Genomic DNA, 17,641 nt, shown 5'->3' with positions numbered 1-17,641 from the left:
AACAAATCCACCAAGGTTTGGTGTTTCTTAGTCATTTATTGTCTTAAAATATGCTATAATTTTCATGATAAATCATCAATTTTGGGATATTGCTGTCATTTATCCCTAAGTTTAGCTCTCACATGAAGTCATCAATATTAACTGTACTTAAGTTAATCACACCAATTTTGTATTTTAAGAAGGATGAATGATGAGTTATTTTGGCACCGATGGTATTCGTGGACAATTTGGAGTTTTTCCAATCACACCTGATTTTTTATTACGCTTAGGTTTTGGTGCAGGTCAGGTTTTAATGCGTCAATCGCTCAATAAACGCCCAAGCGTCTTGATTGGCAAAGATACCCGATTGTCAGGCTATGTCATCGAGGCGGCATTGCAGGCAGGATTTAACGCAGCAGGCGTTGATGTGCATATGCTTGGACCACTGCCGACGCCTGCAATTGCTCATTTGGTGAAAAGCTTTCATGCGGATATGGGCGTGGTCATTTCAGCATCGCATAATCCATATCAAGATAACGGCGTAAAATTTTTTAATCATGAGGGCAAAAAAATCTCTGATGAGATGCAAAATTCCATCAATGATCAATTAACCGCTTTGGTTGATGATACAAATGCCAGTTTGGCTCGCCTAGAGGGCATTAAAGCTGACGCTATTGGTAAAAATCACCGTATCGCCGATGCCAATGGTAGATATATTGAGTATTGCAAGGGAAGTTTTCCGTATCATCTAAATTTATCCAATCTTAAAATTGTGATTGATTGTGCCAATGGTGCAGGCTATAGTGTTGCTCCCAGAGTACTTCAAGAATTAGGTGCACAAGTCATTGCAATTCATAACACACCAAATGGCATTAATATCAATGACAACTGTGGTTCAACTCATCCTAATATTATTCAGGCGGCAGTGCGTGAGTATGGTGCAGATGTTGGCATTGCCCTAGATGGTGATGGCGATCGCATTATTATGGCAGACAATCAAGGAAACATTATTGATGGTGATGGGATTTTATACATTCTTGCCAAACACCTTAAGCCTGTAGGCGTGGTAGGAACGCTGATGAGTAATGTCGCACTTGAGCTGGCGTTGGCTAATCAAGGGATTGGATTTTACCGAGCTCAGGTTGGCGATCGTTATGTTATGCAAGCACTCCAAGAGCGAGGCTGGAGTATCGGCGGCGAGCCATCGGGTCATATTTTATGCTTGGATAAAAGCCGTACTGGAGATGCGATTGTGGCAGGCTTGCAGGTGCTAAGCTGCATAGCAGAAACAGGCAAATCTTTAAGAGAGTTGGTTTTGGATTATACGCCTTTTCCCCAAACGCTCATTAATGTACGCTTAACTCAAATGAGCAACCCTTATGATAATGATGAGCTAAATACTATCTTTAAAAACGCAGAAGAACAGCTGTCTGACCAAGGTCGGTTGCTGATTCGTCAATCAGGTACCGAACCTGTCATCCGTGTGATGGTTGAGCATCAAAATCAGGCGGTATGCCAAGAGGTTGCCCAAAAATTAGCGGCAGAAGTTCGGCGTGTTTTGGCTTAAGTGAATTGACATAAAAGTAACTGGTAAAATGTCAAGTATATCATTAGTATACAATAAGTATGTAACTTGTCAGTACTATAGCCCATAAGCTCTATGAGATACGGGTGTGGTAAATAACTATTTTGGCAAGTTTGGGTGATTTGTGATGACAATGAGGAGATTTGAATGGATTTAACCGATTATCGACAATCCTATGAAAAATACAGTTTGGCTGATACAGGATTGCCAAGCAATCCATTGACTTTGTTTCGTGCTTGGTTTGATGAGGCGGTCGCTGCCAAATTGCCTGAACCGTATGCGATGAGCTTGGCAACTTGTGGCGGTGATAATCGTCCCAGCGTTCGTATTGTGTTGATGCGTGAGCTCACCGAGCAAGGTGTGGTATTTTATACCAATTATGACAGTGCCAAAGGTCAGGATATTGCTGACAATCCTAATGCTGAAGTGTTATTTTTTTGGCACAGTCTTGAGCGTCAGGTTCGTTTAAGTGGGCAAATGGTTAAAGTTTCGGCCGAAAAATCAGCAGCTTATTTTGCCAAGCGTCCACGAGAAAGCCAGCTGGGTGCTTGGGTGAGCCAACCACAAAGCGGCGTTGTTGATAATCGCCAAACAATGGAGGAAAAATTCTTGGCACTAGAGCGGCAGCATACTCAAAATGTGCCTTATCCAAGTTTTTGGGGCGGTTATGAGCTAATCATCGACCATGCCGAATTTTGGCAAGGTCGTCTTGGGCGTATGCATGATCGTATGGCATACACCAAACAAGGTGATGAGTGGCAAATTATGCGTCTTTTGCCGTAGTGCCAGCTTATGGGCGATTGGTTGATTTGTGATGATTGGTGTTTGGTATTTTATCCATACCTAAAACCGAATCAGCCAATGACGCATTTTGGCAACCTTTACAACCTTATCAAAATTGCTACATATCGCAACCATTTAATCAGTTTATTTGCATTTTTTATGTAGATTGTCATACAGTGATTTGGCAAAATAAAAATAGATGCTATCAAATATATCACATAGCATTATATCAAGAATATCAAGGGAAATTTATGTTAACTTCAACCCTAAAAACCGCCGTAGTAAACGCCGTTATCAGTGGTGCTATTATGGCATCTGTTATGATGCCTGTCGCTTTGACAACAGTTGCCCATGCTGCCGCTGCTTCTCAATCACAGGCTACCAAAAATTTAAACAGCCAACTATCAGGCATTCGCTCGATGACGGCAAACTTTAGCCAAACTACACAAGCAGGCAATAAAAAAACCAATTTTACAGGCATGATGGGCGTTCAGCGTCAAAATCAGTTCCGTTGGGAAACCAAATCGCCTGCCGAACAGTTGATTGTCGCTAATGGTAATACCATGTGGATTTATGATAAAGATTTGCAACAAGCAACTCGGCAATCGGTTGGCAGTCAAATCGGAGAAGTACCCGCATTATTATTGTCAGGCGATCCAAGCCAAATTGATCGCCATTTTAATGTCAGCCAACCTGATGCGAATAAAAACTACTTTATTTTAACACCCAAATCCAGTAATGCTAATTTTGGTAGCCTATCATTAAGCTTTAATGGCGGCCGTCCCGTGATGATGGTACTTCAAGATTCTATTGGTCAGACCACAACCATTCAATTTAGTAATATTGCTTTAAATAAAAAATTGCCAGCAACGCAGTTTAATTTCACGCCGCCAAATGGTGTAGATGTGATTAATCAGTAATTTTTTACAATAAAAGGATACGCTATGAAACAAATTAAGATTAAGATTGAAGGTATGACTTGTGGTGGCTGTGTCAGTAGCGTCCAAAAAGCCTTACAAGCGGTGGTTGGCGTTGAGGCAATCTCTGTCAGTCTAGAAGATGGCTTGGCGGTGGTGGCATATGATGAGTCAGACTGCGATGTTCCAGCAATCGTTGAAGCAATTGAAGAGGCAGGCTTTGATACGCAATTGGTTTAGTTGATAATACAACTTAAATATGTTTGGATAGATTTTGGTATACCATTTGTTGAAAAAATCTCACCATAATCATTTGAAATGATTTCTTGGGATAAATTCATTGCTAAAATGATGTAATTTTGTAAAGTGTGTTATAATATCCCCATTTTATAAAATTGAGATCACATGGGGTGATTATGCCAGCCGAATGGTCAGCCATTGTCTATTTACTTGCCAGTTTAGGGCTTGTCGTCTTTATGCTTGTCGTGCCACGCCTATTGGGTGGGCGTTCAAGCGGTTCTCAAAAACAAGAAAACTTTGAAGCAGGCGTGGTTTCAGCAGGGACGGCTCGCATTCGTTTGTCTGCCAAATTTTACCTTGTGGCGATTTTCTTTGTGATATTTGACTTAGAGGCCTTGTACTTGTATGCCTATGCGGTGAGTGTGCGTGAAGTAGGCTGGGCAGGGTTTGCCAGTGCTTTTGTCTTTATTGCCATTTTATTTGTGGGGCTTGTCTATGAGATGCACCTTGGTGCGATGAACTGGGCACCTGCCGATAAGCGTCAGAAAAAACCACGCATCCTAAGCCGTCCTGCCGACTTTGATTTGACCGCCATTACCGCTTTTCATGGCATTGATGAACTGCATACCGACCCCACAGGAAAAGTCCCTGCTCAGTCATCAGGGCGGATTTTTGCAGGGCGTAAAGGCTTACAAGCGGTGCTTGACAAGGACAGCGAACAAATGGCAAACATTGACCACATTAATACCACAGGTCGGGTAACCACCCAAGATTTTAATTCATAATAGCACCGCCAATTGATTGACAGTGTTTGTTGGTATGGGTGATTTTTAAGTGATAAGGAAGGCTTATGATAATAAAAGGGTATAAAATTGATTGGATATTTGCCATGCTTGCCATGAGTTTTGTGATGGCAGCGATTGTTTCTGATAATTTTGCATTCATGGGCGGGGTGATTATTTGTTTGATTTTTGGTATCAAGAAAATAAAAAACAATTCTGATCATTAAGACAGTGGAGCAGATGGCGATGATAAATCAAAAGTTAAAATCTGATTTGTAACCCTAAAACAGTCATTTGGATAAATCCAAAACCAAATCTAAAATAACGCCAGTTTATTAACCAGCAAGATTAAGACGATGAAATATACTCTCACCAAACCAAACCAAAATACCAAGCAATACCCACAACAAAGCCGTGAAATCATTGATGATATCACCCAAGCCGAGGTGGATAAAAATGTTTTTTTGGGCAGATTGTCCGATTTGACACACAATCTTGCTAACTGGGGTCGCAAAAACTCCTTATGGCCCTTTAACTTTGGCACAAGCTGTTGTTATGTGGAGTACGCCACGACCTTGACAGGCGTGCATGATTTGTCTCGTTTTGGGGCGGAGGTCATTCGTGCCTCCCCTCGCCAAGCTGATGTGATGATAGTGGCGGGGACTTGTTTTGTCAAAATGGCACCTGTGATTCTCAGGCTGTATGAACAAATGTTAGAACCCAAGTGGGTCATCTCCATGGGGGCGTGTGCCAATTCTGGCGGTATGTACGACATTTATTCGGTGGTGCAGGGGGTGGATAAAATCTTGCCTGTGGATGTGTATGTTCCGGGGTGTCCGCCCAGACCTGAGGCACTCATTCAAGCCATCATGCTATTACAAGAGAGCATTCAAAAAGAACGCCGTCCGCTGGGCATTCATCTGAATGAACAAGGCGTTATCCAACCTATCATGACACCCGAACGAGACCGCAAGATGGCTGACCGCATTGCTACGGTCAACTTGCGTAGCCAAGATGATGCGTTTTAAGCTGCTTAAGTTTACCCTCATCACCTAAATATGGCTGAGTAAATAAAAATTTCAAAAATGCGTAAATTTTTATACTTTTAAAAAATTGGTAAATACGAATGAGCATAAATCACACTCATGATTTTGGCGTGTTGGAAGAATTGACCGCAAACAACCATACTTATATCACACAATCTACGGCAGACGCCATACCAACCATTTGGGTGGCTTGTGATGAGCTGCTTGATGTTTTGCTGTTTTTACGCACATTGCCCAAGCCCTTTGTCATGCTTGTGGATTTGTCCGCCATTGATGAGCGTTTGCGTCAGTACCGCCATGGTTTGCCTGACAGTGATTTTACGGTGTTTTATCATCTGATGAGCTTGGAGCGAAATTCAGACATTCGCATTAAGGTTGCTTTAAAAGAAGGTGAGCATGTCCCATCTGCGACCAAGATTTATCCCAATGCCAACTGGTATGAGCGTGAGGTGTGGGACATGTTTGGGGTGGTGTTTGATGGGCATCCGCACCTGACACGCATTTTATTGCCCAAATATTGGGAAGGACACCCATTACGCAAAGAATATCACGCACGAGCCACCGAATTTACGCCCTATTTTTTAAACACCGCCAAACAAGAGTTTGAGCAAGAGAACTTACGCTTTGTACCAGAAGAGTGGGGCATGAAACGCTCTGGGCGCGATGAGGATTTTATGTTTTTAAACATCGGGCCAAACCACCCATCTGCTCATGGGGCGTTTCGTTTGGTGTTGCAGCTTGATGGTGAGGAGATTGTGGATTGTATCCCTGACATTGGCTATCACCACCGTGGGGCGGAGAAGATGGCGGAGCGTCAGACTTGGCATTCGTTCATTCCTTATACCGACCGCATTGATTATTTGGGTGGGGTGATGAATGAGTTGCCTTATATCATGGCGGTGGAGAAACTGGCAGGCATTATCACCCCTGAGCGTGCCAATATCATTCGCATCATGATGAGTGAGTTTTTTAGGATTACCAATAACCTGCTTTATTGGGGTACATTTATCCAAGACGCTGGTGGCATGACCCCTGTGTTTTATATGTTTGCTGACCGTCAAAAGGCGTATGATGTCATAGAAGCGGTAACAGGCTATCGCATGCACCCTGCGTGGTTTCGGATAGGCGGTACGGCTCACGATTTGCCAAATGGCTGGCAGCGGTTGGTGCGTGAGTTTTTGGACTGGATGCCAAAACGGATAGATGAATATGTCAAGGCAACCATGACCAATAGTGTGCTAAAAGGACGCACGCAAAATGTCGCCCAATATGATGCCAAACATGCTCTGGCGTGGGGCGTAACAGGGGCAGGACTAAGGGCGACGGGCATTGAGTTTGATTTGCGTAAAGCAAGACCGTATTTGGGTTATGAAAACTTTGAGTTTGATGTTCCCGTGTTTTATAACGGTGATGCCTATGACCGCTGTTTGGTTAAAATTGAAGAGATTCGCCAAAGTCTACGCATCATTGAGCAATGCCTAAATAACATGCCATCTGGGGCATATAAGGCTGAGCATCCACTGGCTGTGCCACCGCCAAAAGAGCGTACCTTACAAGACATTGAAACGCTGATTAACCACTTTGTATCAGTATCATGGGGGCCTGTCATGCCAGCAGGAGAGTCGGCGTGCATGGTAGAGGGGGTTAAGGGGCTTAACAGCTATTATGTCATATCCGATAAATCCACCATGAGCTATCGCACACGTATTCGCACGCCAACCTTTGCCCATTTGCAGCAGATGCCCAGCGTGATTAACGGCTCTTTGGTGTCTGATGCGATTATTTATTTGGCAAGCATTGATATTGTGATGGCAGATTGTGATAGGTGATAATTAAAAAACCCATTTATTAAACACTGGTATTATTATTAATATTTGTCTTAAATTGATGACCAATGAACATATATAAAGTGATTAATATGCTAAAAATTAGTGGTAAAGCAATAAAGCCCATTTTTTGTATAAGATAGGTAATTGCAGGAAAAATAATCAGTAATATGGTACGACTGATAAAAAATGCCATGCCATCAAGCAGTGAACGATAGTTGTTGGGTATAATGTCATGAAATTTAGCTGAAGCTTCAATCATTAAAAACTTAATGCCAAAAAACATAATAAATAAAGAGATGACTATTAATACAACCCCTTTTGTCGAGTGCTGAAACAGTGTGATTGCAGATAGCATGAGCAGTAGTGATAAAAATAGACAAATCAGAATATATGTGTATTTGTTTTTAATGTTACTATTAATGGCATAACTTGACAAAAGCTGAGCAAGAGAGACGATGGAAAAAAACATGCCATAAATCCATCCCAAATTGCCTGTATTAAAGTTTTTAATAACTGGTTGCCATAGTTGTAATATAGTTTGAAAATATATTAGCAAGATAGATAGCACTATTAGCCCATAACATATCTCTTGTTTTGTTTTGAGTATTGAGATTAAACGACCCAAATTTTCTGAGAAGTTGGGTGTATTAATCTTTAAATCACTTATATTATTATGCGTACTTTGGTAGATATCACTGGGTAGTTGTAAAAAAGCACCCATACTGACTATAAATAATAATGTGCCTGCAATAATCCATATGATATTTGATGCTGGTTCTAAAAAACTGGCGCCTACAAAAGCACAAATTGCCATACCTAGGCTGTTGTATTTATTGTCATAAGAGAGTAAAGTTTTATTATCTAGATCTGGGTATTGTTTGTTTTTTATATCTATTAAATAAGATATATAAGCACCACCAAATAATGATAAGGAGATGGCATTAAATGCTTCTGCAACATAAAATTGCCAAATTTCTGAGGCAAAAGCGGTAGTCAACAACCAAAATGACCCAAATAAAATTCCAAGTATGGTAGATAGTTTTCGGCTATATCTATCGGCAATGTAAGATAAGGGTAAATCAATTATCATCATTAACCCAAATTGAAATGATTTTAATAAGCCTAAGTCAATTAAATCAATATTTTTGCTCAAAAGATATAGGGTGGATATGCCACCAATGAGCATACGAAAGCTACCAAAGGCAACACCATAAAAAATGATGGTTTTTAATGTTTTTGGTATGGCAATGATTGCTGACATAAACAATCCTTATTAATAGAAAAAATTTGTTCCTCAACTTTTAGTGTATTAAAGTGTATGCCTATTCGTTTATTTATTGTTTGTGTTTGTAAGAATTCATTAAGAATAAGTGATACACTTTCCCATAATTATCCTATTTTAGGTTTGTTTATGTTTAATTATTGTTAAAAATAATATTAAGTATATTTAGAGTTTTCTTTGTTGAATGAGATCAAAGAATAATGATTCTCAAAAACAAGAGTCTCTCCAAATTTTTTAGTTGCGAACGGTAGAAATCATACTACTCACCTCCTTGTCTGTTGTGGTATTTTGATGTAGAATAATCAAATTTTATGGTGTGGCTATATGTTTGATTGGTTGAATATTCCTTTAATAATTAGACTAGAATAAAAGTCAACTCATGTCAAGATATATTTTATATATATTCAAGATATATTTTATATATTAATCTCAAAATGGGTTTTATATAAAAAACCGAAGGGCTTAACAGCTATTATGTCATATCCGATAAATCCACCATGAGCTATCGCACACGTATTCGCACGCCAACCTTTGCCCATTTGCAGCAGATGCCCAGCGTGATTAACGGCTCTTTGGTGTCTGATGCGATTATTTATTTGGCAAGCATTGATATTGTGATGGCAGATTGTGATAGGTAACTGCCTTTTTTCCAAAGATTGATGGTGATTTAACAATCAGTCTAAGAGCTATTAAATAGGCATTTATACAGGACGGTCATGCAAGAAATAATACAATCCATTGTTTTTATTGCTGCCGCCATACTGCACGGAATTACAGGCATGGGATTTCCGATGCTTGGTACAACCGCATTGGCTTTTATCATGCCATTGTCTAAGGTTGTTGCCTTGGTGGCATTACCAAGCCTGTTAATGAGCTTGTTGGTTCTATGTAGCAATAACAAAAAAGGGTTTTACCAAGAGATTGTTTATTATTTAAAAACCTATAAATTGCTTGCTATCGGTAGCGTCGTTGGCAGCATTTTGGGGGTAAAGCTGCTTTTGATACTTCCAGCGTCTTGGCTGTTTTTACTGATGGCAGTCATTACATTGTATTATTCTGTCAATGGCATTTTAAATGTATGTGCAAAAGCAAAAAATATTCAAGTGGTTGCCAATAATAAAAATATGGTTCTGTTTGGGTTTTTGGCAGGCATCATCGGCGGTTCAACCAATGCCATGTCCCCCATATTGTTAATATTTTTGCTGAGTGAAACAGAGAATAAAAATCGCATCGCAAAAGCAAGTAATCTATGCTATCTTTTGGCGAAAATTGTTCAAATATATATGCTAAAAGACCAGTATTTGTTATTAAATAAGAGTGAATACGGTTTAATATTTTTACTGTCCATATTGTCTGTTATTGGATTGTATGTTGGCATTTGGTTAAGAGCTAAGATTAGCCCAAATTTTTTTAAAATGTTAATTTTTATTGTTTTATTGGTATTGGCTCTAAAAATTGGGCATTCAGGTTTAATTAAACTTTAATTCATTATTAAATGCCTTAACTCGTTATTAAATGTCGTTATTAAATATTGATATTAAATATCGTTATTAAATCATTGGCACAATGTTTTAGAATTTTAAATACAAAAGGTTACCATGAAAATTGTTACCGACAAAACCCCCAAAGTGGACATTCACGCCATTTTAACGCCCCAAGAAATTGATGGCATTCATCATCACATTCATCATTATCCACAAGCCCGTGCGGCGGTGCTTGATGCTTTGAAACTTGTGCAAAAGCGTAACGGCTGGGTCAATGATGCCCAAGTGGTCGCCATTGCCAACATGCTTGGCATCAGTGTGGCAGATGTTGAGGGGGTGGCAACATTTTTTAATCGCATTTATCGCTTGCCTGTTGGGCGACATGTGATTTTGGTTTGTGATAGCATTGCTTGCTATTTGACAGGTTATGAGACGCTTTTGGCTGAGTTTAAGGCACAGCTGGGCATTGAGTTTGGGCAAACCACAGCTGATGGCAGGTTTACCCTGTTGCCAATTTGTTGTTTGGGAAATTGTGATAAAGGGGCAAGTGTGCTGATTGATGAGGACACTTATGGCCCTGTGCTGCCGTCCGAGGTCGGTCTATTATTGGAGCAATATGTATGAATAAGCCAAATGTCAGCGAACAGATTGACGCTCGTAAAAATGGACTTGCCCCAAGCCAGCTTAACCGCCAAAAAACGCCAATTTGGGGCGTGGGACTGACGGACGGGCAAGCACCAACGTCACTTACGCACCCTTTGACATGGCGACTGTATCATCATGATGCACTGCTGACACTGGCAGATTATGAAGCCTTGGACGGTTTTGTTGGCTTAAAAAACGCCTTGACCAAATCACCCAAAGAGGTCGGCGAGATGATAAAAACCGCCAATGTGCGTGGGCGTGGTGGGGCAGGGTTTAACGCAGGGCTAAAATGGACATTCATGACCCCGCCTGATGGGGGCGTGCGTTATTTGATTTGTAATGCCGATGAGATGGAACCTGGCACATTCAAAGACCGCTTATTGATGGAGCGTCTGCCTTTTCAGCTCATTGAGGGCATGCTCATCAGTGCCTATGCCATTGGGGCGAGCGTGGGTTATGTCTTTATCCGTGGTGAATATGTCCTAGCTGCCAAGCGCTTAAAAAACGCCATTAATGAGTGTGTTGCCAATCACTTGCTGGGTGATGGGATTTTGGGGACGGAGTTTAACTTTACTTTGCATATTCACACAGGGGCGGGGCGATATATTTGTGGTGAAGAGACGGCACTCATTAATTGCTTAGAGGGCAGGCGTGCCAACCCACGCACCAAACCGCCATTTCCCCAAGTCTCAGGGGCGTGGGGTCGCCCAACGGTGGTGAATAATGTTGAGACACTAAACAACATGCCTGCCATTTTGTTAAATGGGGTGGATTGGTATTTGAATTTGCCAAAAGCCAAGGGCAAATCCACCACCCCTGGCACCAAAATCATGGGCGTGTCAGGGCGTGTCAAAGATGCAGGGCTTTGGGAGTTGCCATTTGGTCATACCGCAAGAGAGTTAATAGAGCTGGCAGGGGGTATGCAAGAGGGGCTTAGCTTAAAGGCGTGGCTACCAGGTGGGGCGAGTACCGACTTTTTGACCGCAAGTGATGAGCATTTGGATTTGGTGATGGACTTTGACCCCATCATGAAAGCGGGTAGTCGTTTGGGTACTTGCTTGATGATGGTGGTGGACGAAAGCCAAGACATGGTGAGTTTGTCAAAAAATCTACAACAGTTTTTTCAGCGTGAAAGTTGTGGCTGGTGTACCCCTTGCCGTGATGGCTTACCGTGGGGCGTTAAAATCCTTGATGCCATGGATAACGGACAAGCCCAAGCGGACGACATTGACAAACTCTCCGAGCTGACACGAGATTTGTGGCTTGGCAAAACCTTTTGTGCTCATGCCCCAGGGGCGATGGAGCCACTCATGAGTGCGTTAAAATATTTCCGTCATGAATTTGAGCAAAAAGTGAACAACTCAAAACCACAACAAAACAAGGTGGGGGTGTAACATGGCAGTCATTCATATAGATGGCAAAACTTATGATGTGGACGGCTCGGATAATCTGCTCTCAGCCTGCCTGTCGCTTGGCATTGATGTGCCTTATTTTTGTTATCACCCTGCCTTAGGTTCGGTCGGTTCTTGTCGTCAGTGTGCCGTCAAACAGTATAATAACGCCGAGGATTATCAAGCAGGCAAAGGGCGGTTGGTGATGAGCTGTATGGTTGCCCCCAGCGATGACATGTACATCTCTGTTGATGATGATGAAGCCAAGGCATTTCGCAAAAGCATTGTGGAATACTTGATGACCAATCACCCCCATGACTGCCCCACTTGTGAAGAGGGTGGTCATTGTCATTTGCAAGACATGACTTATATGTCAGGTCATCATCGTCGCCGTTACCGCTTTACCAAACGCACTCACCACAATCAAGAGCTTGGGCCTTTTATCGCTCATGAGATGAACCGCTGTATCGCCTGCTATCGCTGTGTGCGATTTTATCAAGATTATGCAGGTGGCGATGATTTGGGCGTGTATGCGTCTAATAACCGTGTTTATTTTGGTCGCCCAGAAGATGGGCAGTTTGACAGTGAGTTTAGCGGTAATTTAACCGAAATTTGTCCCACAGGGGTGTTTACGGATAAAACCCATTCTGAGCGTTACAATCGTAAATGGGACATGCAATATGCCCCAAGCATTTGCCATGGCTGTTCGGCAGGCTGTAACATTTCAGCAGGTGAGCGTTATGGTGAGCTTCGGCGTATTGAAAACCGCTATAATCACGATGTCAATGGCTACTTTTTATGCGACCGTGGGCGTTTTGGTTATGGCTATGTTAACCGAGCGGATAGACCTACCCATCCCCTTAAAAAGGTGAATGGACAATTTGTCAAAACCAGTGCAGACCTTGCTGTGGATGGTGTGGCGGACTTGCTAAAAGGTAAAAATGTGATTGGCATAGGGTCAGCCAGAGCCAGTTTGGAGAGTAATTTTGCCCTAAAAAGACTGGTTGGAGCAAACAATTTTAGCACAGGCGAGCGAGCGGCCGTCAAAGATGTGGTGGAATTGGGTGTGGTATTATTACGCCATGAAGCGGTGCATCAGGCATCATTGGCACAGATTGAGACGGCAGATAGTGTGTTTATTTTAGGGGAGGACATTACCCAAACGGCAAGCCGTGTTGCCTTGTCAGTACGCCAAGCGGCTAAGAATAAATCCCGCCAAATGGCAAGTGCCCTAAAAACCGAGCATTGGCTTGCTGAACCTGTCAAGCGTATCGGACAAAGTGCGTACAGTCCGATTTATGTGGCGTGTGTGGCAGATACTAAGCTATCCGACATTGCCAAAGTGTCCGCTGTTGCCACACCAGATGACATTGCCAAATTGGGCTTTATGGTGGGCGATGTCATCAAGGCATATGCTGATACGCTAGATGAGATTGGCAAAAGTGAGAACGCCATTTTTGCCAAAGAAAAACAGACGGATTTGGTGATTGATGATGACATGGCGATGCAATTTTTGGCGCATCATATCGCTTATGATTTGATTATGGCAAATCGTCCGCTTGTTGTTACAGGCACAAGTTTGACATCAAAAGCAATCGTTCAGGCCGCAGGCTATATTGCCCAAACCTTGACCGCCAAGCGTGCCAAAATCGCCCATGTGGAGCGTGAATTTATAGAAGTACAAAACGCCAAAATCCGTGATGAGGTCGCCCGTCAGTTCATTGACCCTGATAAAGATGCCAAAACGGACGGTACGCACACCACAGAGCGAGACCCCAATGACTTTGAAAAAGAGCTGTCATCTCGCCTATTAAAGACAAATACTCTGTATGCTGATAAAACAGGCGTGTATGTTGCCATGCCAGAGGCCAATAGCGTGGGTGTGAATTTATTGGGTGGGCAGGCGATGGAGGAGGTTTTGGCACAAGCATTTGAGGCGGTGGTCGTGTTAGAACATGATTTGTCAAATCTGACCCCAAGCCAATTTGACAAATTAACACAAAAGACACTCATCGTACTAGACCATCAGTCTTATGAATGGCATGATAAAGCTGATTTTGTGTTATCAAGTGCATCATTTGCTGAAAGTGATGGCACGCTTGTCTCTGCTGAGGGGCGAGCAGGGCGGTTTTTTGCAAGCTATGATAAAAAATATTATGAACCAACCAGCGAGCTAAAAGACAGTTGGCGTTGGCTACATGCACTTGACAATGCCATGACAAACAAGATGGGTGAACCCATCTGGCGCCATCTTGATGATGTCATTGATGAGCTGGTTGTAGAGTATCCACACCTTGCTCAAATCAAAGATGCTGCCCCAGAGTCAGATTATCGCATTACAGGGCTAAAAGTTGCCCGTGAGCCACGCCGTTATTCGGGGCGGACGGTGTTACGCTCACCTATTTCTATTCACGAACCCATGCAACCTAAGGACTTAGACAGTGGTTTGACTTTTTCAATGGAGGGTTATGTGGGCGATAAAACCAATCCAAGCCTTATCCCTTTTGCGTGGTCAGCAGGCTGGAACTCCCCACAAGCATGGAACAAATACCAAAATAAAGTCGGTGGGCGATTAAAAGGTGGCGATGTGGGCATTCGTCTGTTTGAAACACTGCCAAAGACGCAAATGGTGTTTGGGCGTGTTGATATTGATAATGCAAATGTTGCTACAAGCATTTTTTATGGTCGTGCGGTGATTGTGCCTGTACATAACCTATTTACAAGCTCACGCATGATAAGCCGTAGCCCTGTGGTAGCAAGCCAAATCAAACCTGCCATGTGGATGATAAACCATGATGATGCAGAGCGTTGGATGGTTAAGGTGGGCGATAAATTAACCCTAAGCCAGCATGGGGCAGAGATTACCTTGCCTGTGGAGGTGGTGGATTATTTGGCAGACGGCTGTATTGGTTATCCTGATGGTGCTGTACCGCTTATGGTCGGTATACCAACGACTGTCAAAAAAGCAGATAAGGACACGCCTGTCTATGTGCCTGACCATCAAAAGAGCATGCAGAGATTGGCAAGTATCAAGCGTGAGAATATCTTTACACCAAAGGCAGGGTTTAATAACGCACCGTTTGCGATGAATAAAGTGGGGGCATAAATGAGTATTCGTGTGATTCCTGATGTGCCATCATGGCTTGGTGCTTGGTCGTTTGAGTGGTGGTCGTTTGTTTTTATGACTGTCCAAACGCTGATTATTTTTTTGGGGCTTGTCATGACAGCGGCCTTGATGATTGTGTATGAACGGCGTATGTTGGCGTTGTGGCAAGACCGTTATGGCCCAAATCGTGTTGGCTGGCAAGGCTCGCTACAACTGGTGGCGGACATGCTCAAAATCTTTTTTAAAGAAGATTGGACACCCAACTTTGCCGACAAACGCCTATTTACCCTAGCTCCTGCCATTGCCATGTTTGGTGCTTTGGCATCTTTTGCCATCATTCCCTTATCGCCCACATTGGGGGCAGCGGATTGGAACATTGGCATTTTATTTTTCTTTGCCATGGCAGGTTTGGCGGTGTATGCGGTGATGTTTGGCGGCTGGGCTTCTGCCAATAAATTTGCTTTGCTTGGCGGTCTGCGTTCAGCGGCTCAGACGATAAGCTATGAGGTCTTTTTGGGCTTATCGCTCATGGGCGTGGTGGCGATGACAGGGTCATTTAACCTGCGTGAGATTGTCTTAGCTCAGGCAGATGTTTGGAATGTCATTCCACAATTTTTGGGGTTTTTAACCTTTTGTGTGGCAGGGGTGGCAGTTACCCACCGCCATCCTTTTGACCAGCCAGAAGCGGAACAAGAGCTGGCAGAGGGCTATCATGTGGAATACTCTGGCATGAAATTTGGCATGTTTTTTATCGGTGAATACGTCAATGTGGTTGTCATCTCAGCACTCATGACCTGTTTATTTTTTGGGGGTTGGCTTGCCCCATTTAATCTGGATTTGCCCTTTATTCCCCCAGTGTTTTGGTTTTTGATTAAGACTTTGTTTTTTATGACTTTATTTGTGCTAATTCGTGGTTCGCTTATGCGTCCCAGATACGATCAGGTGATGAATTTTGGCTGGAAAGTGTGCTTGCCCATAACACTGCTAAACCTTTTGGCGACTGCTTTTGTGATTTTGATGGTGAATTAAATGTTTGCAACTTTAAAAAATACGGCGGTGGGCATGTTTACCATTGTACGCTCCATGTGGATGGTCAACAGCCACGCCCTAAGACCCAGAGACACGATTTTATACCCTGAACAGCCCGTGCCTGTACCGCCCCGTTTTCGTGGTCGCATTGTGCTGACCCGAGACCCTGATGGTGATGAACGCTGTGTGGCGTGTAACTTGTGTGCGGTGGCTTGCCCTGTGGGTTGTATTAGCCTACAAAAGGCAGAGCGAGAAGATGGGCGTTGGTATCCTGAGTTTTTTCGCATCAATTTTAGTCGCTGTGTGTTTTGTGGCATGTGTGAAGAGGCATGCCCAACCACCGCCATTCAGCTCACCCCTGATTTTGAGCTTGGTGAATATGACCGCCAAAATCTGGTGTATGAAAAAGAACATTTGCTCATCAGTGGTGTGGGTAAATACCCAGAATACAACTATTATAGAGTAACAGGCATGGCAACGGACGATAAACCCAAAGGGTCGCACGAGCGTGAAGCAGAGCCTGTTAACGTGCGGAGTTTGTTGCCATGATTGATGTGTTAAAGGCGTTTTTGGCAAATGGCAGTGTGGTGGGTTTTTATGTCTTATCGCTGGTGGCAATTTGGGCAAGCCTAAGGGTGGTAACGCACGCCAATGCTGTGCATGCCATTTTATCCATGATTGTATCATTATTAGCTGTGGCGGGTATTTTCTTTTTTTTTGGTGCTCCCTTTGCAGGCATTCTTGAAATCATTGTCTATGCTGGGGCGATTTTGGTGTTATTTGTGTTTGTCATCATGATGCTAAATCTAGGCACAGATACCACAGAAGAAAAAACATGGCTTACCGCCAATGCGTGGGCGATGCCTGTGTGTCTGATGATGATTGTTGGGGCGGTGCTGATTGGTTTTATTGGCTATGGCACAGACCAATCCATACAGCTACAAAGCGATACCATCTCTGCCAAAGATGTGGGTGTACGCTTATTTACAGGGTATGTGTTGCTTGTGGAGGTGGCGGCATTTTTGCTTTTGGGGGCATTGGTTGCGGCATATCATTTGGGTAAAAAAGCACTTGATGATGAAAACATCAGCCACAGCCAAACATGCCCTGATGTCACCTCTAATACATGGGCAAATCAAGACAAAGAGCAACAGGAGAGAGCCGATGCAAAATTATAATGTAGATACTCTAAATACCCCCTTTGCCCATGAAGTCGCCAAATTGGCATCTGATATGGGCGTGCCTGCTCATCATGGGCTGATTTTGGCGGCCATTTTGTTTGTTATTGGACTGGCTGGCGTCATGGCAAGACGCAATGTGTTGTTCATGCTCATGAGTTTGGAGATTATGATGAACTCAGCTGCCCTTGCCTTTGTAGTGGGGGGTAACATGTGGGGCAAGGCAGATGGGCAGGTTATGTTTGTGTTTATTTTGACGCTGGCAGCAGCAGAGGCGGCGATTGGGCTTGCCATGATTTTGCAATTTTATCATCGTTTTAGAAGTCTTGATGTCAATCACGCCAGTGAATTAAAGGGGTAGGGTG

The 17,641-nt window shown here is 43.0% G+C and carries 17 protein-coding genes and 1 pseudogene; 17 read left to right on the top strand and 1 reads right to left on the bottom strand.

The window, feature by feature from the left end; all coding sequences use genetic code 11:
• Positions 1 to 190 precede the first annotated feature (190 nt).
• The 8 genes from glmM to nuoC all read left to right on the top strand — a co-directional run bounded on the left by glmM (position 191) and on the right by nuoC (position 7,161).
• Positions 191 to 1,546, top strand: coding sequence for a phosphoglucosamine mutase (gene glmM / locus HMPREF2573_RS04360; protein WP_003659441.1), 1,356 nt, complete (start codon positions 191 to 193; stop codon positions 1,544 to 1,546).
• 165 nt (positions 1,547 to 1,711) lie between these two features.
• Positions 1,712 to 2,347 carry a pyridoxamine 5'-phosphate oxidase gene (gene pdxH / locus HMPREF2573_RS04355; protein ID WP_003659443.1) on the top strand — a complete coding sequence of 212 codons (636 nt, stop codon included), beginning with the start codon at positions 1,712 to 1,714 and terminating at the stop codon, positions 2,345 to 2,347.
• A 251-nt stretch (positions 2,348 to 2,598) separates the two neighbouring features.
• A complete protein-coding gene (lolA, locus tag HMPREF2573_RS04350; RefSeq protein ID WP_003673744.1) occupies positions 2,599 to 3,267 on the top strand; it encodes an outer membrane lipoprotein periplasmic chaperone LolA in 669 nt (222 codons plus the stop codon).
• A gap of 24 nt (positions 3,268 to 3,291) precedes the next feature.
• Positions 3,292 to 3,504 carry a heavy-metal-associated domain-containing protein gene (locus HMPREF2573_RS04345; RefSeq protein WP_003656558.1) on the top strand — a complete coding sequence of 71 codons (213 nt, stop codon included), beginning with the start codon at positions 3,292 to 3,294 and terminating at the stop codon, positions 3,502 to 3,504.
• 176 nt (positions 3,505 to 3,680) lie between these two features.
• Complete coding sequence (gene ndhC / locus HMPREF2573_RS04340; protein WP_038519778.1) at positions 3,681 to 4,289, top strand: NADH-quinone oxidoreductase subunit A; 609 nt, start codon at positions 3,681 to 3,683, stop codon at positions 4,287 to 4,289.
• Positions 4,290 to 4,354: 65 nt separating this feature from the next.
• A complete protein-coding gene (locus HMPREF2573_RS09310; protein ID WP_162472462.1) occupies positions 4,355 to 4,513 on the top strand; it encodes a hypothetical protein in 159 nt (52 codons plus the stop codon).
• Between the two features lie 129 nt (positions 4,514 to 4,642).
• Positions 4,643 to 5,314: a NuoB/complex I 20 kDa subunit family protein gene (locus HMPREF2573_RS04335; protein ID WP_038519775.1), complete on the top strand. Its 672-nt coding sequence runs from the start codon at positions 4,643 to 4,645 to the stop codon at positions 5,312 to 5,314.
• Between the two features lie 98 nt (positions 5,315 to 5,412).
• A complete protein-coding gene (gene nuoC / locus HMPREF2573_RS04330) occupies positions 5,413 to 7,161 on the top strand; it encodes an NADH-quinone oxidoreductase subunit C/D (protein WP_038519772.1) in 1,749 nt (582 codons plus the stop codon).
• 19 nt (positions 7,162 to 7,180) lie between these two features.
• Here nuoC and HMPREF2573_RS04325 read toward each other — a convergent pair whose 3' ends face one another.
• Complete coding sequence (locus HMPREF2573_RS04325; protein ID WP_003656539.1) at positions 7,181 to 8,422, bottom strand: MFS transporter; 1,242 nt, start codon at positions 8,420 to 8,422, stop codon at positions 7,181 to 7,183.
• Between the two features lie 476 nt (positions 8,423 to 8,898).
• Here HMPREF2573_RS04325 and HMPREF2573_RS09050 point away from each other — a divergent pair.
• From HMPREF2573_RS09050 to nuoK, 9 genes and pseudogenes are all read left to right on the top strand, one after another.
• A pseudogene (locus HMPREF2573_RS09050) lies at positions 8,899 to 9,081 on the top strand (NADH-quinone oxidoreductase subunit C/D); the annotation flags it as partial.
• A 78-nt stretch (positions 9,082 to 9,159) separates the two neighbouring features.
• Positions 9,160 to 9,927: a sulfite exporter TauE/SafE family protein gene (locus tag HMPREF2573_RS04320; RefSeq protein WP_070472684.1), complete on the top strand. Its 768-nt coding sequence runs from the start codon at positions 9,160 to 9,162 to the stop codon at positions 9,925 to 9,927.
• A gap of 114 nt (positions 9,928 to 10,041) precedes the next feature.
• Positions 10,042 to 10,551: an NADH-quinone oxidoreductase subunit NuoE gene (gene nuoE / locus HMPREF2573_RS04315; protein WP_003671579.1), complete on the top strand. Its 510-nt coding sequence runs from the start codon at positions 10,042 to 10,044 to the stop codon at positions 10,549 to 10,551.
• A complete protein-coding gene (gene nuoF / locus HMPREF2573_RS04310; RefSeq protein ID WP_070472681.1) occupies positions 10,548 to 11,966 on the top strand; it encodes an NADH-quinone oxidoreductase subunit NuoF in 1,419 nt (472 codons plus the stop codon). The genes nuoE and nuoF overlap by 4 nt, the downstream gene beginning before the upstream one ends.
• 1 nt (position 11,967) lies before the next feature.
• Positions 11,968 to 15,069, top strand: a complete 3,102-nt coding sequence (gene nuoG, locus HMPREF2573_RS04305) for an NADH-quinone oxidoreductase subunit NuoG (protein WP_070472678.1) — start codon at positions 11,968 to 11,970, stop codon at positions 15,067 to 15,069.
• Positions 15,070 to 16,098: an NADH-quinone oxidoreductase subunit NuoH gene (nuoH, locus tag HMPREF2573_RS04300; RefSeq protein WP_003659461.1), complete on the top strand. Its 1,029-nt coding sequence runs from the start codon at positions 15,070 to 15,072 to the stop codon at positions 16,096 to 16,098.
• The gene (gene nuoI / locus HMPREF2573_RS04295) at positions 16,099 to 16,647 is read left to right on the top strand and encodes an NADH-quinone oxidoreductase subunit NuoI (RefSeq protein ID WP_003659463.1); all 549 of its coding nucleotides are present in this window, start codon (positions 16,099 to 16,101) and stop codon (positions 16,645 to 16,647) included.
• A complete protein-coding gene (gene nuoJ / locus HMPREF2573_RS04290) occupies positions 16,644 to 17,276 on the top strand; it encodes an NADH-quinone oxidoreductase subunit J (RefSeq protein ID WP_070472675.1) in 633 nt (210 codons plus the stop codon). The genes nuoI and nuoJ overlap by 4 nt, the downstream gene beginning before the upstream one ends.
• Positions 17,277 to 17,331: 55 nt before the next feature.
• On the top strand, positions 17,332 to 17,637 hold the full coding sequence (gene nuoK / locus HMPREF2573_RS04285; RefSeq protein ID WP_070472841.1) for an NADH-quinone oxidoreductase subunit NuoK: 306 nt from the start codon (positions 17,332 to 17,334) through the stop codon (positions 17,635 to 17,637).
• The last annotated feature ends 4 nt before the right edge of the window (positions 17,638 to 17,641 follow it).

The organism is Moraxella sp. HMSC061H09, from assembly GCF_001809255.1.
Taxonomy (GTDB): Bacteria; Pseudomonadota; Gammaproteobacteria; order Pseudomonadales; family Moraxellaceae; genus Moraxella; species Moraxella catarrhalis.
Note: the sequence above shows the minus strand (reverse complement) of the source record. Positions and strands in the feature narration are given on the sequence as shown.

What these genes read in the sequence shown, in the direction of transcription:
- glmM (WP_003659441.1), top strand. Translation starts at nt 191, where the DNA reads ATGAGTTATTTTGGCACCGATGGTATTCGTGGACAATTTGGAGTTTTT.
- pdxH (WP_003659443.1), top strand. Translation starts at nt 1,712, where the DNA reads ATGGATTTAACCGATTATCGACAATCCTATGAAAAATACAGTTTGGCT.
- lolA (WP_003673744.1), top strand. Translation starts at nt 2,599, where the DNA reads ATGTTAACTTCAACCCTAAAAACCGCCGTAGTAAACGCCGTTATCAGT.
- HMPREF2573_RS04345 (WP_003656558.1), top strand. Translation starts at nt 3,292, where the DNA reads ATGAAACAAATTAAGATTAAGATTGAAGGTATGACTTGTGGTGGCTGT.
- ndhC (WP_038519778.1), top strand. Translation starts at nt 3,681, where the DNA reads ATGCCAGCCGAATGGTCAGCCATTGTCTATTTACTTGCCAGTTTAGGG.
- HMPREF2573_RS09310 (WP_162472462.1), top strand. Translation starts at nt 4,355, where the DNA reads ATGATAATAAAAGGGTATAAAATTGATTGGATATTTGCCATGCTTGCC.
- HMPREF2573_RS04335 (WP_038519775.1), top strand. Translation starts at nt 4,643, where the DNA reads ATGAAATATACTCTCACCAAACCAAACCAAAATACCAAGCAATACCCA.
- nuoC (WP_038519772.1), top strand. Translation starts at nt 5,413, where the DNA reads ATGAGCATAAATCACACTCATGATTTTGGCGTGTTGGAAGAATTGACC.
- HMPREF2573_RS04325 (WP_003656539.1), bottom strand. Translation starts at nt 8,422, where the DNA reads ATGTCAGCAATCATTGCCATACCAAAAACATTAAAAACCATCATTTTT.
- HMPREF2573_RS04320 (WP_070472684.1), top strand. Translation starts at nt 9,160, where the DNA reads ATGCAAGAAATAATACAATCCATTGTTTTTATTGCTGCCGCCATACTG.
- nuoE (WP_003671579.1), top strand. Translation starts at nt 10,042, where the DNA reads ATGAAAATTGTTACCGACAAAACCCCCAAAGTGGACATTCACGCCATT.
- nuoF (WP_070472681.1), top strand. Translation starts at nt 10,548, where the DNA reads ATGAATAAGCCAAATGTCAGCGAACAGATTGACGCTCGTAAAAATGGA.
- nuoG (WP_070472678.1), top strand. Translation starts at nt 11,968, where the DNA reads ATGGCAGTCATTCATATAGATGGCAAAACTTATGATGTGGACGGCTCG.
- nuoH (WP_003659461.1), top strand. Translation starts at nt 15,070, where the DNA reads ATGAGTATTCGTGTGATTCCTGATGTGCCATCATGGCTTGGTGCTTGG.
- nuoI (WP_003659463.1), top strand. Translation starts at nt 16,099, where the DNA reads ATGTTTGCAACTTTAAAAAATACGGCGGTGGGCATGTTTACCATTGTA.
- nuoJ (WP_070472675.1), top strand. Translation starts at nt 16,644, where the DNA reads ATGATTGATGTGTTAAAGGCGTTTTTGGCAAATGGCAGTGTGGTGGGT.
- nuoK (WP_070472841.1), top strand. Translation starts at nt 17,332, where the DNA reads ATGGGCGTGCCTGCTCATCATGGGCTGATTTTGGCGGCCATTTTGTTT.